This window comes from Micromonospora sp. NPDC007208, assembly GCF_042869175.1.
Taxonomy (GTDB): domain Bacteria; phylum Actinomycetota; class Actinomycetes; order Mycobacteriales; family Micromonosporaceae; genus Micromonospora; species Micromonospora foliorum.
In genome coordinates this window covers 134,011-148,901 of sequence record NZ_JBIAFG010000010.1, presented here as the reverse complement: position 1 = coordinate 148,901, position 14,891 = coordinate 134,011, and the positions used below count along the sequence as shown (strand labels likewise).

Here is a 14,891-nt window from a genome sequence, read left to right as displayed (position 1 = left end):
GACGTCGACCGCACACGGAATAACGATCATGTAACGGGCGCGAACCTTTCCCCGCGGGTGACCTGTCTTGAAGGTCGTCGGCCCGCCAGGGCCAGGGGAGGCGTCGGATGGAACTGGTGTGGAGACGGGCCGGTGAGGCGCGAGGGTTGCTGGTTGCCGCGGTGATAGCCGCCCTTGTCGCCGTCGCGATGGTCACCGGCCTGTCCGACTACAACCGACGCGCGGTGGAGGCCGGGCAACGGGCGCTGGTCGCCGCGGCACCGGTCGAGGAACGCGGTCTGGTGGTCAGCGGGGCCGCCGGACGCGACGCCGCCGAATTCGCCACCCGCGACAAGGCGGTCCGCGCCGAGTTCACCGGCGGGCTCGCCGGTGTGCCGGTCACGGTCGCCGTCGCCCGGTACGGCACCGGCCGAGAGTTGACCGGTGACCTTGGTCAGATAACCCGACCGAAGGACGAACCGGTCTTCGCGAACCTGGCCACCCTCGACGACCTGGCCGGGCACGCCGAGCTGACCGGTGGAGCCTGGCCCACCCCAGGAGCCAACCCGGTCCAGGTGAGCCTCCCGGAGCGGGTCGCCGGCGCGCTGGGCCTGAGCATCGGTGAACGGGTCCCGCTGCGCGACCGTGCCACCGAACGGGCCAGCCAACTGGTGCTCGCTGGCACCTGGCGGCCCCGCGACCCGACCGACGCGTACTGGCTGCTGGCCCCCGGGGTGGGCACGGGAAACGCCGGCTCCGGCACCTCGTTCGGGCCGTTCACGCTCGACCGGGCCGACTTCGAGACCACCTTCCCGGGCGCGGTGTCGGTGTCCTGGCTGGCCGAACCGGATCTCGGTGACGTCGACACCGCCGACCTGCCGGCCGTGCGGAAGGCCCTCACCGCGGCCGGCACGGCGGTGCCGGAGGCCGCGCAACTGGGCTCGTCGGGGCAGACGGCGACGAAGATGGACGCACTGCTGGACCGGATCGCCCGCGCCGACCTGGTCGGCCGATCCTCGCTGGCCACCCCGCTGCTGCTCATCCTGGTGCTCGGCGGATACGCGCTGGTGTTGGTCGCCGCGCTGCTGCACGAGGACCGCCGCCCACAGACCGCGCTGCTACGCGCCCGCGGGGCTGCCCGCCGGCAGTTGGCCGGCCTCGCCGCCCGCGAAGCCACCCTGGTGGTCGCCCCGGCCGCTCTGCTCGGGCCGCTGATCGCCGTAGAGGCGCTGCGATTCGTCCCGCGCGGCGGTACGGCGGAACTCGCCGCCGCCGGCGGCAGCACCGCCCTGGTCTGGTCGGCTGCCGTCGCAACCGCGGTGGGCTGCCTGGTGGCCATGGTCGTGCCGACACTGCGCGGCGCCGGCGCGTACGTGGCTGACATGGCCGCCCAGTCCCGACCGAACCGGTCGGCGAGCGTCCAACGCGCCAGCGTCGACCTGGTGCTCGTGGCGCTCGCCGTGCTCGCCTGGGTGCAGCTACGCCGGTACGCCTCCCCGCTGGCCGGCTCGAACGGTCGGCTCGGGCTCGACCCGCTGCTGGTCGCCGCTCCGACGCTCGGCGTGCTGGCCGGTGCCGTGCTGGCGTTGCGGGTGCTCCCGCCGCTCACCCGGTTCGCGGAGCGGTTCGTCGACCGACGTCCCTGGACCGCCACCATGTTCGGCATGTGGCAGGCCGGCCGGCGTCCCCACGCCGGCCCGGTGCTGCTGCTCGCCCTCGCCGTCGGCGGCAGCACCCTGGCCTGGTCGCTGATCAGCACCGGCGAGCGGTCCCAGGTCGAGCAGGCCGGCCACACGGTCGGCGCCGACCTGCGGGTGACCGAGCTCTCCGGCACCGCCCCGCCGAGCCGGGCCGGTGAACTCGCCGCGCTGCCCGGCGTGCACCGGGCACTGCCGGTGTGGCGCGACGATGTCCGGGTCGGCCGCGCGGACCTGCCGGTGACCGTCATCGGCGTCGACCCGGCCAACGCGCCCGGTATCGTCCGACTCGCCGACCGCCTGAGCGACGAACCGGTAGCTGAGCAGTACCAGCGGATGACCGGGACACGAGGCGCCCCGGCGGGCGTCGAGTTGCCCGCCGGGGCCCGCGCCATCACCGGCACGGTCCGCACCCCGGTGAGCGGTGCCACGCAGCCGGTCCGGATCGCGGTAACGGTGCTGGTCACCAGCTCCGACGGGCTTGCCCTGCGACTGCCAGCCGTCGAGTCTGACGGTGACGGCCAGGCCACCCGGTTCACGGTGCGGCTGCCCGACGTGGGCGGCACCCAGTTGCGGGTGGCCGGTTTCGAGGCCGACGGCGACCTGACGGCCGACATCTCGTACCGCCTCCAGGTGGACGACCTGGCACTGGTAGCGGCGGACGGCACGAGCAGCCCCACCCCGCTGACCGGTGACTGGGCGATGATGGCCGTCGGCGAGAAACCCTCCCGGGTACGGCTCAACGGCAACGGATTCGACGTTGTTCACCCGGTGCGGATAGTTCCCAACGGCCAGTACTCGTATCAGCTGTCCAGCCGGGTTGCCGTCGTACCCGACGGGGAGAGCGCACCTGTCGCGGTGCTGATGACCGCCGGGGCGCGCGACGCGCTGAGCCTGCACGTCGGCGACACCGTCGACCTGACGCTCTCCGGGGCGACGCTGCGGGTCCAGGTGGTCGGTGACCTGGCCGCCGTGCCCACCGCCACCGGCGAAGGGATACTGCTCGACCTGCCCGCCGCAGTCGACGCGCTGATCCGGGACGGCGGCACGATACGGGCGGTCCCCGAGTGGTGGGTGGGCGCCGACGACATCTCGGCGGCAGCCCACGCCGTCGGTGACCTGCCCGGCGTGACCGTGCTCAACCGCGAATCGGTGATCAAGGCGGCCGCCGACGATCCGTACTGGCGAGGGTCGCGTACCGGAATGCTCGCCGCCGCGCTCGGCGCGGTGCTGCTCGCCCTCGTCGGCCTGATGGTGGACGTGTGGGCCACCGCCCGGCGTCGGCTCGGCGAGTTCGCGGTCCTGCACACCCTCGGTGCCACGCCCCGGCTGATGGCTCGCGCGCTGCTGGCCGAGCAGACGTTCCTCGCCGGCATCGGCGTGGGAGTCGGCCTGCCGCTCGGCGCGGCAGTCGGGTCCACCATGGCCCCGCTGGTCATCCTGACCCCGGCCGCCGGCCGCCCGGTCCCGCCGCCGACGTTCGTGCTGCCCTGGGTGCCGATCGGCCTGACCGCTGTCGGTCTGCTGCTGGCGGCGCTCGCCTTCAGCGCGTTCATCGCCACCGGCATCCGACAGCGGGTGGCGGCGGTGCAACTGCGAATCGGGGGAGAACGATGAGCGTCGGGGCGGCCGTCCAGCGGGTCCGGGCGTACGGCGGGCAGTTCCTGCTCCTGGCGGTGCTGACTCTGGTGGTGACGCTGCTGATCAGCGGGGTGCCTCGGTTGGTCAATCGGCTCACCGAGCAGGGCCTGCGGACGCAGCTCGCCAGCGAGTTGGCCGCCCGCCGGGACATGAGCTACACGACTGAGCTGATGAATCTGCCGGCGACCACCGTCTCATCGTCGTACCAGGCTCGGCTTCCCATGCTCGAGGCCCAGTTGCCCGCGCAGTTGCGAGGGCTGGTCGACGAGCGGTGGTACAGCGCGGAAACCTTGCCGGGCCGGGTGACCGGCCCCGATCTGGCGGCTCGCCACCTGAAGGTCGATCTTGGTTTTCGCGCGGTGCCCGGGGTGCGGGAGGCCGCCACTGTCGTCGATGGCGCATGGCCAAACGAGACGTATGTCCCCGGCCGGCCGACCGAGGTGGCCCTCGACGTCGACGTGGCCCGCAAACTGAATCTGCGCCGGGGCAGCGCCCTGCGGCTGCAACGGTCCGACGACCCCTTCGTGCAGCGTCGGCAGCCTGCTGGTAAGTCGTTTGACCTGGTAGTGGTCGGCTTGTTCCGTCCCAACGACCGGATGGACGGGATGTGGGACGGCCTACCGCAACTGCTACAGGTCGCTGATCCGGAGGCAGAGGGGTACCCATTCGTCGCGCTCGGCGTGATCGGCCTGGCAGGCCTGGACAAGCTGGCCGTGGCGGGCTGGCCGGTCCAGTTCGGTTGGCGGTATCGGCTGGGCCTTGAGCAGATCGACGTGCGCTATCTCGATCAGGTAGTCGAGGGCCTGGATGAGGCGCAGCGTGATGTCCCGCCGGACCTGACGTTGACGTTGGGCGTGGATGGTGCGCTGCGGGCGTTCGCCGCGCAGGTCAATGCGTCGCGGACGTTGTTGGCGGTGATCGGGTCGGGTGTGTTGGCGACGTTAGCCGGGTTGATCGTGCTGGCGGCGATGCTCGCGGTGCGGCGGCGTCGTTCGGAGTTCGCGTTGCTGCGCGCACGGGGTGGCGCGGTGACCGCTGGCGCCACCCGTAGCCTGGTCGAGTCCTTGCTCGTGGTGCCGGTTGCTGCGGTGTTCGGTTGGTGGCTCGGCACGCTGTTTCCGGGTGCCCCGGATCCGGTTGCTTCGTATGGCGTCGTGGCGACGGTGCTGGTGACGTTGGCGTTGCCGCTGGCGACGCTGGCCGTGCCGGTCGATGGGGCGGCCCGCCGCGACCTGGTGCGGATGCGCCCGTCGGCGCGCCGGCTCACTGTCGAGGTGTCGCTGCTACTGCTGGCCTTTGTCGGTGTGGTGTTGTTGCGTCGGCGTGGCCTCACCCTCGGCGAGGTGGACCCGCTGCTGGTCTCGGTGCCGGTGCTGCTGGCGGTCGCGGCAGCGGTCGTGGCGCTGCGGGTGTATCCGTGGCCGCTATTGGTGCTGAGTCGGCTGGCGGCGCGGACGCGCGGCAGCGTGGCCTTCTTGGGGATGGCGCGGGCCGGTCGGTCGGCGGTCGCGGCGCCGTTGGTTGTGGTGGTGTTGGCGATCGGGACGGCGGCGTTCTGCGCGGTCGTCGCCGGTGGGGTTGGTGCCAGTCGGGACCGGGCTGCGGAGTTCGCGGTTCCGGCCGACGCGGTGGTCCGGGGTGGGCCTTACGCGCCGGAGACGGAGCGTTTCGCGCCGGACACTGTGGATGCGTTGGGTGGCTTGCCCGGCGTTCGGGCGGTCACTCGGGTGTTGGCCGAGTCGTATCAGCAGTTGGCCGCCGACGAACTCGGCACTGACCTGAGGGCTGGGCAGGCGGCGGTGCTGCTGGTTGATGGTCCGGGGTTGGCTGCGGTGGCCGGGGAGTCGCAGGCGAACCTGCCGGTGCCTGCTGTGTTGCGTTCGGCTCAGGCCGGACCGGGGCCGTTGCCGGCGATTGTTTCCCCGGCGGTCGCCGCCGACCTGGCCCGGGTTGGGGTGGGCCGTTCGGCTTTCGTCCTGGTGCAGGGCGAGCGGTACGAGTTTCGGGTGGCCGGCACTGTGGAGAATTTCCCGTTGCTGCCGGCGAACGACGGTCGGTTCGTGATCCTGCCCTGGCAGGCTCTGCCGGAGCGGATCACAACGCCGGTGCCGACGGGTCTGCTGGTGGCCGGGGATGGGCTGGATCCGAAGGCGTTGCGCAAGGTCGGTGATGAGGGGCAGAGCCGGTACCAACACAGCGGTGCGGTGAAGGGGCCCGATCGGCCGATCAGGGCGTTGGTGGAAACCCGGGTGGGTGTCCGGCGTGGGCTGGGCGAGGGCGGCGCGAACGGCATCCTCGTGTTCGGTTTCGTGGGCGGTGCGGCTGGCGGCATCGTGCTCGGGCTGTTGGCCATCGCGTTCACCGTGTTGGCCGGCGCGCGCGCCCGGGGCCAGGTGCTGTCCCGGCTGCGCACCCTCGGCCTGTCCCGCCGGCAGTGGCGAGGGCTGCTGCTGGTCGAGTTGACCCCGCTGGTCGCGGTGTCGGTGCTGACCGGCGCGCTGGTCGGTGCGGTGCTGCCCCTGCTGCTCAACCCGGTGCTCGGCCTGTCCGCGTTCACCAGTGGTGTGCCGGTCCGGGTGGCTTTCGAGCCCAGCCTGGTCGCCGCGGTGCTCGCGCTCGGGGCTGTCGCCCTCGGCTTCGCGGTCGCCGTCGAGGCCCTGAACAACCGCCGGTTGCGCCTCGGAGAGGTGCTTCGGCTCGGAGAGGAGAGCTGAGATGACCGCTACCGCCCAGACTCCACTGGCGCCCGACCTGGCCGCCCTGCAGCAGCGGGCAGCGCTTCGCGCCGCCGAACGGGCCGGCGGGCAGGACCGCCTACGCGGGCACATCGTCTGCGACGGCCTGGTACGCATCTTCAAGACCGAGGGGGTGGAGGTGGTCGCCCTGCAGGGGCTCGACCTGGTCATCGACCGGGGGGAGCTGGTGGCGATCGTCGGTGCCTCCGGTTCGGGCAAGTCGACGCTGCTCAACATCCTCTCCGGTCTGGACACGCCGACCGCCGGTATCGCCCGGGTGGCCGACTACGACCTGCTCTCACTCTCCGCAAAGCGACGGCTGAGCTACCGGCGGCAGCTGGTCGGGTTCGTCTGGCAGCAGACCGGCCGCAACCTGCTGCCGTACCTCAGCGCGCTGGAGAACGTCGAGCTGCCGATGCAGTTGGCCGGCAAGCGCAGCCGCACGGCCCGCCGGGAGCGGGCCCGGGAACTGCTCGACCTGGTCGGCGTGGGTTACTGCGCGGACCGGCGGCCGGGGCAGCTCAGCGGCGGCGAGCAGCAGCGGGTCGCGGTGGCGGTGGCGGTGGCCAACGACCCGGAGGTGCTCTTCGCCGACGAGCCGACCGGTGAGCTGGACGAGGCGACCGGCGCGGAGGTTTTCGCGGCGCTGCGCACCATCAACGCCGAGCTGGGCGTGACCATCGTGGTCGTCACCCACGACCACGCCGTGGCCACGCAGGTCCGCCGGACCGTCGCGATCCGCGACGGCCGGACCGCCTCCGAGGTACGCCGGACCGCTCGGACCGACGCGGACGGCAACACCGAGCTGGTCAGCGAGGAGTACGCGGTGCTGGACCGCAACGGTCGGATGCAGCTGCCGGCCGCGTTCGTCGACGCGCTCTCGCTGAAGGAGCGGGTCCGGCTCGACCTGGAGCCGGACCATGTGCAGGTACGGCCCGGCAACCGGGCCTCGGACGAGCGGGGGGCACGGGCATGAGCCGGCAGGACATGGTGGTGACCGGCGGGGCCGGGTTCGGCGGTGCGCCCGGGGCGCATCCCGAGGAGGTGGTTCGGGTCAGTGGAGTCAGCCGGACCTTCGGCCGGGGTGAGCACGCAGTGCACGCGGTGCGGGACGTGTCGTTCACTGCCAACCGGGGTGAGTTGGTCGCCATCCGAGGTCGGTCCGGAGCCGGCAAGACCACGCTGCTGAACCTGATCGGCGGGTTGGACCGGCCGGACAGCGGTCAGGTCGTGGTGGCCGGGCACGAGGTGACCTCGGCCGGGGAGGCGGAGCTGCTGCGGCTGCGCCGCGGCACCGTCGGGTTCGTGTTCCAGACCTTCGGGCTGGTGCCGATCCTCTCCGCCGCCGAGAACGTGGGCGTGCCGTTGCGGCTGGCGCAGGTGCCGGCCGCGCAGCGGGAGGAGCGCGTCGCGGTGCTGCTGGAACTGGTCGGCCTGGGCGGGCACGCCGCGCAACGCCCGTACGAACTCTCCGGCGGCCAGCAGCAGCGGGTCGCGGTGGCCCGTGCGTTGGCCAACGAGCCGGACCTGCTCATCGCCGACGAGCCCACCGGCCAGCTCGACTCGGAGACCGGCCGGTCCATCATGGACCTGCTGCGCGCGGTGGTGCACGCCCGCGGCATGACGGCCCTGGTGGCCACGCACGACCCGGCCCTGATCGACCTCGCCGACCGGGTACTCGTCCTGCGCGACGGCCGCCTGGTCGACGATTGATCCGACTGCCGCTCCGCACGGGCGGGCGTCGCACGGCAGCACCGGCAGGCGGTCAGAGCGGCAGCTTCATGCCCTCATGGCTGGCGAACAAGCCGAGGCCCAGAGAGGAGCGATGCGGGTCCTGGCAGGTCTTGTCCGTGGTGAGCTGCACCAGCGCGCAGCCACGCCGCCGAGCCTGGTCGATGGCCCAAATCATCAGGTCCCGGTCCAGCCCGTGGCCACCCCGGTCGGAGCGGACCCGGACCGACTCGATCAGGGACCGCTCTGCGCCGTGCCGGCTGAGCCCGGGGATGTAGGTGATCTGGAGGCATCCGATGAGGTCACCGCCCTGCTCGGCCACGACCAGGTGGTCGCGCGGGTTCGCGCTGATGTCCCGAACGCCCGCTCGTACCCGTGCTGGTGCGCGGCCGAGGAATTCCTACTGGACCTGCTCGCCAGGAGCGCCTCGCGCACCAGAATCCCGACGTCAACGTAGGCCCGGGCTACTAAGCGCCTGGCCAGCGTGCTCGCAGCCCTTCTTCGCCCCGGTCAAGTCGAGGTGCTCGCGCAGCGTGTCGAGCAGTGTTGTGCGGTTGTCCAGGGTCACCTCACGGAACGCGCCGTTGACCTCGACCGTCACCCGGGACGAGTGGTGCTCGTCGGTCGTCGTCGCGTTCTCGGGTCTGCCCTGCACCGGCCGGCCCGGCCACCCGATCCTGCTCGATCGGGAAATCTGGCCGTTGCTGGACCGGTACGCCGTCGGCGACCGGGGTGCTCGCGACCGGCCGGACCTGGTGGTCGAGGTGCCCTGTGACGACGTCGGCTCCCCGGTCGACGTGGACACTCCGGCCGACCTACTCCGACTCGGCCCGCTCAGTGACGGGTGAGCCAGCGGGGCAGCCCCTCGCTGGTGACCGCGTGATAGGTGATCATGACGATGACGCCGATCAGGCCCAGCAGCGGGCTGACGAACCAGCCGAGCAGACCGCTGAGCCCGTACAGGATCAGGCCGGTGATCGGCCGCAGCCGCTGCATGCGCACGTACTCGGGGCTGACCCGACGCTCCAGCAGTGCCGGGTGGTGGTGCAGGTAGCTGAAGAACACCAGCCAGGGGGCCGACATGAGGGCCGCGGCCAGCGCGTACAGGGCGACGGCGGCGCGTTGGTCGTCGGTGTCGCCGTGGGTGAACGCGGACGCCAGCACGGCGGTGGGGAAGGGGATGATCACCGCGCCGAAGAGCACGGCGAGGTTGATCCAGCTCAGCGTGAGCGTGGTGCCGCGGATCAGCCGCAGCAGGGCGTGGTGGTTGAGCCAGAGCACCCCGATGTAGACGAATGACACCACGAAGGCCAGGTAGGAGGCGCCCTCGTCGAGCAGGCCGGTGAGCAGTTCGCCCTCGTGGTATTCGGGTACCCGCAGCTCGATGACCAGCAGCGTGATGACGATGGCGAAGACCCCGTCGCTGAAGGCGGTCATCCGGTCGGTGGCGGACACTCGCCCCTTGGGGTCGGGCTGCTCGACCTCGTCGGGTGCTGCGGACATTGCCGCAGACTAGCCACTCGGCAACGCGGTCGGTAGTGGTTTCGTCCGATCGGGACACGAACGGCCGCCCGAGTCGACGCCCCTCAACAACTGCTCGATCTCGCGCTGCAACGCGTGGATGCTGGTGGCGCGCGCAACGGGCCGTCGCCGGAGTCGTCTCCCCCGCCCCCGCCGATGAACTTGAACATCTGCTTGGGATGCGTGACCGTGCCGTGCTCGTCGAACGCTAGGCAGGTGTCGCGGAACCAGCGGTACCGGTTGCGGGCATTCGTCAAAACGCCGAAACATCGCGCTGGCGATGTCCCGGTGTACGTGCTCGGGATCCCCAGGGTGTTCCAGCGTCGCCAGCGCAGAAATTAGATGGCTCTGGCTGTTGAATTGCGGTAGCGGGTGATCCTCACGTTCCAGTTCCGCCGCCAGATGGTGCATGCAGGCGAAGGGGGCCGCCGTCCTGGAACGAGTCCAGCACCTCCCGGGCGCCCTCCAACGCCTTGCGCGCCCCGACCATGTCACCCATCGAGACCAGCAGCTTGGACAGGCTGGGCGTGTTCATCGAGCGAAACTCCCTACGAGGGTTGATGGCCAACACGTAATCGATGCCTCCGGGAGGCGGAGCGTTCGACCTCTTCTCATCCCTGTGACGGGCCGGTCGCGGAAGGTGCGATTACCCGGCAAGGGAGCAGCAGTTCGGCGAGACGGGTGAGAGAGGCACGCATGCTGTCGGTGCCGCCGCCCTGCAACTCCGCAAGAACCGCACGGGCACGCTCGAACACCCGCTGTGCTGTGGGGATGTCGCGAGCCGTGATCAGAACCTCGGCCATCTGCCGCAGCGCGTCGAACTGCAACGGTCGGTCTCCGACGCGTCGCGCCGTCTCCGCTGACTGTTCCAGCTGTTCGACCGCCTCATTGATGCGTCCGGTTTCGGCCAGGTTGTGGGCGATAGCGGAACGGATCTCGCTCTCCTCGCGGCCGCGTCCGACCTGCTGATTGAGTTCGAGGGCCTCTTTCAGCGCCTGGGCTGATTCCTCCACCTGTCCCAGGCCGGCGAGCGACGTCCCACTGAACAGGAGGCTGAAGATCTCGGCCCGACGATTCTCGAGAAGTCGGGACAGCGACAGCGCCTTCTTGCTGTGCTCAAGGGCGAGGTCGTGTCGGCTCAGCGCACTGAGCACCTGGTGGAAGTTGTTGTGCACCAGCGCCTGTTCCAGCCGCATGTCCCGGTCCTCGAAGATGCGCAGCGCTTCGCTGAGCAGGTGCAGCGACTCTTCGTTGGCTCCGAACACATGCCGCGCACCGGCCAGGCTGCGCAGGACATGCGCCTCCCCGACGGCATCATGGCTCTCCCGCGCCGCGTGCAACGCCACCCTCATGACGTCTTCCCAGTCCTGGAAGTATCCGGCCCACTGCAGGTACTGCTGCATGGTGATGGCGAGCTGCCAGGGCACGATGCCGTACCCGACGTCGGCCGCCAGGCGCACCGCCTCCTTGAGCACCTCCCGCTGACTCGCAAACCAGGCGATGGCCGCGTCGTACGTCTCCGGCTGCTCCGCGACGACGCCGGGCAGGGGCGGCGGCGGCTCGATCGGCGTCCGGTTCGGCTCAAGCACCACCTGCGCCTGGAAGCTGCTGTGCAGGTAGTACTGGAGCAGGCGGCTGATCGCCGCCCGTCGTTCTGCCGCCGGCTCCTCGGCCTGGAGGAGCTCTTCCGCGTACGTCCTGACCAGTACGTGCGACGTGAGCCGGCCGTCCTCGTGCTCAGTCAGCAGGGCCGCCTCGATCAGCTCAGCCACCTCCGCCCGAATGTCGTCGGGGTTGCGGTCGCAGAGACTCACGCAGGCTGCGGCCGTGACACCCGGCACCAGGGCCACCGACAGAAGCCGGAACAGCCGAGCGGCACCGGGACCAAGCTGGCGGTAGGACCACGAGAACGCGGTACGCGGATCACTGAGGCTGCCCCCACCGGGGAACGCCCCGAGCCGGCGGGCACCGTCGCGTAGCTCGGCGGCGACGGAGGCGAGCGACAATCGTGGGCGGACGGTGACCCGGGCCGCCAGGATGGCCAGCCCCAGCGGAAGCCGGCCGCACAGTTCGATGATCTCGTCGATGATCTCCACACCAGCCGTTCCGCCGGCCGGCTGGCTCGGCAGGCCGGAGAGACGGCGTTCGAGCAGCCGACGGGCCGTCGGTAGGTTGGGCAGATCGACGCTGAGCGGATAGGCGCCATCGAACGCGGCCAAGCCGACCAGCGACCGGCGGCTGGTGACGATCACGAGACTCTCCGCCGAGTTCGGCAGTAGCGGACGCACCTGGGAGGCATCGCGGACGTTGTCCAGCAGGATCAGGATCCGTTTGCCGGCGGTCATGCTCCGGTACGTCCCGATCCGCGCGTCGAACGTGTCTGGAACGTCGGAGGCGGGCACACCCACCGCGTGCAGAAGGAGGCGCAGGGCATCGCCGGCCGAGCGGCTCTCACCCTCGCCGAGGTGACCCTGGAGATCGAGGTAGAGCTGCCCGTCGCTGAACTCGCCGGACACGCGGTGCGCGAAGTGCACCGCGAGCGTCGACTTGCCGACGCCGCCCATGCCGTTCATCGCGACCACCAGAGGGCTCGTCCGTCCGGCGGCTCGCATCCCGGCCACCAGGTCACTCAAGATCGTCAGTTCGGTACCGCGGCCCACGAAAAGGGGTAGGTCCGGCGGAAGATGCGCCGGGCGCACCAGGGGAATCGGCCGGGATGCCCCGGGGATCGGATTCGCGTCCCCGGAGGGCGGCATCCCCGCCTGGGTGAGGGTCCGCCGCTGGGCGTCCTGGAGCTTGTGTCCAGGGTCGATGCCCAGCTCGTCGTCGAGGCGCGCGCGGATCGCGCCATAGACCGCCAATGCCTCGGCCTGATGGCCGGCCGCGGCGAGCGTCGTCACCAGGCACGCGTGGACCGGCTCGTTGAGCCGGCCCATCTCCGCGGCGAGCCGCAGCGGGGCCAGCACCCGCGCGGGCTGGCGCACTCGCACGGCCACCGCGGCGGTGGCGACTGCGGCGTCGAAGAATTCGCTGTCGATGCCGGCGAAGGTTGCTGCCGCCGACGTGCTGTCGATCAAGGAGTCGCCGGCCGAACCGTGGCACAGCTCGAGAGCGTTGAGGTAGTGGTCGAGCGCTTCGGCGGGACGGTCCTGCCCCAGGCTGGACTTCGCGGCCGAGACGTGGCGGCGGAATGCGATGAGGTCGAGCGTCTCCGGCCCGGCCGCGAAGCGATATCCGTTGCCGTGTCGCAGCAGGTAAGACCCGGCAGCGCGTGGGGGTAGATCGGGTTCGAGCAGGCGGCGCAGCGCTCCGACGTACTTGTGGATGACGTTCACCGAGCTGGCCGGCGAGTCCGGACCCCAGATCAGGCCCGTCAGATCGCTGGTGCTGACGGGCTGCCCCGCATGAGCCAGAAGGAGCGCCAACAGGCCGCGTTGCTGACGCGGGCCCGCGTCCAGCTCGACCTCACCGCGCCAGAGCCGTAGCGGTCCCATGATCTGCAGGCGCAGCGCACCCTTCGGTCCCGGCTCCTGTGACCGGCCAGAGCAAAGAGGCTCTTGTGAGGATTCACTTGACGGCGACTGAATCGAGCATCCGTTCATCCGGCTCGCGGGACCGCAGGGTGCCGCGACCGGAAAGACGGACGTCGGGGTTAAACGGGGCACGACGTGGGCCGTTTTGCCGACGGCGTACTCCAGGCTTGTGTCGATGGCATGTCCTGCAGATCCAGGCGGCATGACGAAAGTTCGGTCCACTGAAGAAGTTTTTTCACTGGCCCGAGCTAGCGTTCCGGGATGCTCCTACCAACATCGGGACCCGTGTCGGCCGGCGACGCGGAGCAGGTGGTCCGGGCCGCCCAGCTGGGCGATCCGCGAAGCTTCACGCTGCTGTTCGAGCTTCACTACGCCGGCATGCTCGCGGTGGCACACCGCATCCTGGGTGCCAGGCCCGACGCCGAGGATGCCTGCCAGGACGCGGCGATCACGGCGTTCTGCCGGATCGGCGAGCTGCGCGACCCGTCGGCGTTGCGGCCCTGGCTGCACGCCATCGTGCGCAACAACTGCCGGAAGCTTCTCCGCTCGCACCGGCCCGTCCCGGTCGGCGTGGCCGGCGAGAACCTGCTCGCCTCGGAGCTGGACGATCCGGCTGCCCGCATCGACCGCAGCGCCATGCGGGACTGGATCTGGCACGGACTGCACCAGTTGTCCCCGGCCGCGCAAACGGTGGCGTTGCTGCGCTACTTCACCGAGAACAACTCGTACGAGCAGATCGCGGATCTCTGCGGGGTCCCCATCGGCACCGTCCGCAGCCGCCTGAGCGAAGCGCGCCGTCAGCTGGCCGACGTCCTGCCCCGCCTGCACGAGGAGCGGCACGACGAGACCACGTCCCTGCAGGCCGAACGACGCGAGGAGGCTTCGACGGTGCTGACCGCGGTGTCCGACGGTGCGCCGATGCACAAGGCGGTCGCGCGCTGGGCCGAAGACCTGACCTTCTGCTGGCCGAGTGGCAAACGGACGATCGGCCGCGAACCGGTCTTCGCGGCCATGCGACGGGACTATGACTCCGGCGTCGCTCACCAGATCACCGGAGTGGTGGCTGGTGCGGGCATCACGATCTGGGAGAACGCCTTCATCAACCCGCCGGAGGATCCGTTCCACTGCCCGCCCGGCGGGACCTGGCTGCTCCGCGAGAAGAAGGGCCTGGTGTGTGAGGTGCGCCTCCTGCACACCCCGCGGCCGGCCCGCCCGGAGATCACTCCCCCGGCGAATCGAACTTCTGGCCGCCAGACCAGGTCCTGGAAGGTATGACTACGTACTCCATCCATGACCTGGAGCCGCAACTCGCTGCCAACCGCCGCTACTGGTGCGGCTGGGCCGGCGCGCGCCCCGACACCGACCTGCCGATCTACCGCACCGACATCCCCCACCCGCTGCTCAACGGGGTCCTTCGCGTTCGTGGTCGGCAGCTGGACGACGCGATCGCGGAGGTGAAGAGGCACCTCACCGGCTCGCGGTGGGGCTGGTGGGTTGGCGCGGACAGCGACGAGGGCACCGCCGAAGGCCTACTCGAGCGCGGCGCGGAGCAGATCGGTGACATGCCGATCATGGCGATGGACGTGACCACCGTGGCCGAGGCCGCATCGCCCGCCGATCTGAAGATCCGGACCGTCGTCGGCCCGGTCGGGATGCGGGAGTACGTCGAGGCCTACGCCGGACCGCTCGGCATCTCCGGTGACCTTGGGATCGTCGTCGACCGGGAACTCGACTTCGACTACCCCGATGTGCTCCGGCTCGCGGGCACCGTCGACGGCCGTACCGTCGGCACGTGCACCCTGTCGCTCGGCACCGACGTCGGCGCCCTGTACTGCATCGCCACCGACCCTGCCTTCCGCCGGCGCGGAATCGCGACCGCCCTCACCCGCGAGGCGTTGCGCATCACCCGCGAGTCGGGGCGGCGGATTGCCACGCTGCAGGCGAGCGCCGAGGGCGAGCCGGTGTACCGGCAGATCGGCTTCGACACCGTCGCCCGCTATCGCCTCTACCAGCTCCCGGAGTGAGCTTCCGGCGATGCCGCCCCGGCCGCCCAC

11 protein-coding genes and 1 pseudogene are annotated in these 14,891 nt (G+C 70.8%); 7 read left to right on the top strand and 5 right to left on the bottom strand.

Going from position 1 to position 14,891, the window contains the following annotated elements; genetic code table 11:
* Window positions 1-107 precede the first annotated feature (107 nt).
* Genes ACFYL6_RS20565 through ACFYL6_RS20550 form a run of 4 tightly spaced genes read left to right on the top strand, consistent with a single transcriptional unit; the run spans window position 108 to window position 7,765 of the window.
* Window positions 108-3,293 (top strand): FtsX-like permease family protein, encoded by a 3,186-nt coding sequence (locus tag ACFYL6_RS20565; protein ID WP_387173264.1) that lies wholly within the window; start codon window positions 108-110, stop codon window positions 3,291-3,293.
* Window positions 3,290-6,031 (top strand): FtsX-like permease family protein, encoded by a 2,742-nt coding sequence (locus ACFYL6_RS20560; protein WP_387173262.1) that lies wholly within the window; start codon window positions 3,290-3,292, stop codon window positions 6,029-6,031. The genes ACFYL6_RS20565 and ACFYL6_RS20560 overlap by 4 nt, the downstream gene beginning before the upstream one ends.
* Window position 6,032: 1 nt before the next feature.
* Window positions 6,033-7,028, top strand: coding sequence for an ABC transporter ATP-binding protein (locus ACFYL6_RS20555; RefSeq protein ID WP_387173260.1), 996 nt, complete (start codon window positions 6,033-6,035; stop codon window positions 7,026-7,028).
* An 11-nt stretch (window positions 7,029-7,039) separates the two neighbouring features.
* A complete protein-coding gene (locus ACFYL6_RS20550) occupies window positions 7,040-7,765 on the top strand; it encodes an ABC transporter ATP-binding protein (protein ID WP_387173482.1) in 726 nt (241 codons plus the stop codon).
* A 52-nt stretch (window positions 7,766-7,817) separates the two neighbouring features.
* Here the strand turns inward: ACFYL6_RS20550 and ACFYL6_RS20545 are convergent.
* Window positions 7,818-8,177: pseudogene (locus ACFYL6_RS20545) on the bottom strand (GNAT family N-acetyltransferase); the annotation flags it as partial.
* A gap of 54 nt (window positions 8,178-8,231) precedes the next feature.
* Window positions 8,232-8,384, bottom strand: a complete 153-nt coding sequence (locus ACFYL6_RS20540) for a hypothetical protein (protein ID WP_387173258.1) — start codon at window positions 8,382-8,384, stop codon at window positions 8,232-8,234.
* Here ACFYL6_RS20540 and ACFYL6_RS20535 point away from each other — a divergent pair.
* The gene (locus ACFYL6_RS20535; protein WP_387173256.1) at window positions 8,368-8,631 is read left to right on the top strand and encodes a hypothetical protein; all 264 of its coding nucleotides are present in this window, start codon (window positions 8,368-8,370) and stop codon (window positions 8,629-8,631) included. The genes ACFYL6_RS20540 and ACFYL6_RS20535 overlap by 17 nt on opposite strands.
* Here the strand turns inward: ACFYL6_RS20535 and ACFYL6_RS20530 are convergent.
* The 3 genes from ACFYL6_RS20530 to ACFYL6_RS20520 all read right to left on the bottom strand — a co-directional run bounded on the left by ACFYL6_RS20530 (window position 8,618) and on the right by ACFYL6_RS20520 (window position 12,798).
* Entirely contained in the window at window positions 8,618-9,286 is a 669-nt protein-coding gene (locus ACFYL6_RS20530) for a TMEM175 family protein (protein ID WP_387173254.1), read from the bottom strand. The genes ACFYL6_RS20535 and ACFYL6_RS20530 overlap by 14 nt on opposite strands.
* Before the next feature lie 397 nt (window positions 9,287-9,683).
* Window positions 9,684-9,839: a hypothetical protein gene (locus ACFYL6_RS20525; RefSeq protein WP_387173252.1), complete on the bottom strand. Its 156-nt coding sequence runs from the start codon at window positions 9,837-9,839 to the stop codon at window positions 9,684-9,686.
* Window positions 9,840-9,915: 76 nt separating this feature from the next.
* Window positions 9,916-12,798 carry a BTAD domain-containing putative transcriptional regulator gene (locus tag ACFYL6_RS20520; RefSeq protein WP_387173250.1) on the bottom strand — a complete coding sequence of 961 codons (2,883 nt, stop codon included), beginning with the start codon at window positions 12,796-12,798 and terminating at the stop codon, window positions 9,916-9,918.
* Between the two features lie 300 nt (window positions 12,799-13,098).
* Between ACFYL6_RS20520 and ACFYL6_RS20515 the strand changes: the two genes are divergently transcribed.
* Together ACFYL6_RS20515 and ACFYL6_RS20510 are read left to right on the top strand one after the other, a co-directional pair.
* A complete protein-coding gene (locus ACFYL6_RS20515) occupies window positions 13,099-14,112 on the top strand; it encodes an RNA polymerase sigma factor (protein WP_387173248.1) in 1,014 nt (337 codons plus the stop codon).
* Window positions 14,109-14,861, top strand: coding sequence for a GNAT family N-acetyltransferase (locus tag ACFYL6_RS20510; RefSeq protein ID WP_387173246.1), 753 nt, complete (start codon window positions 14,109-14,111; stop codon window positions 14,859-14,861). The genes ACFYL6_RS20515 and ACFYL6_RS20510 overlap by 4 nt, the downstream gene beginning before the upstream one ends.
* Window positions 14,862-14,891: the final 30 nt, after the last annotated feature.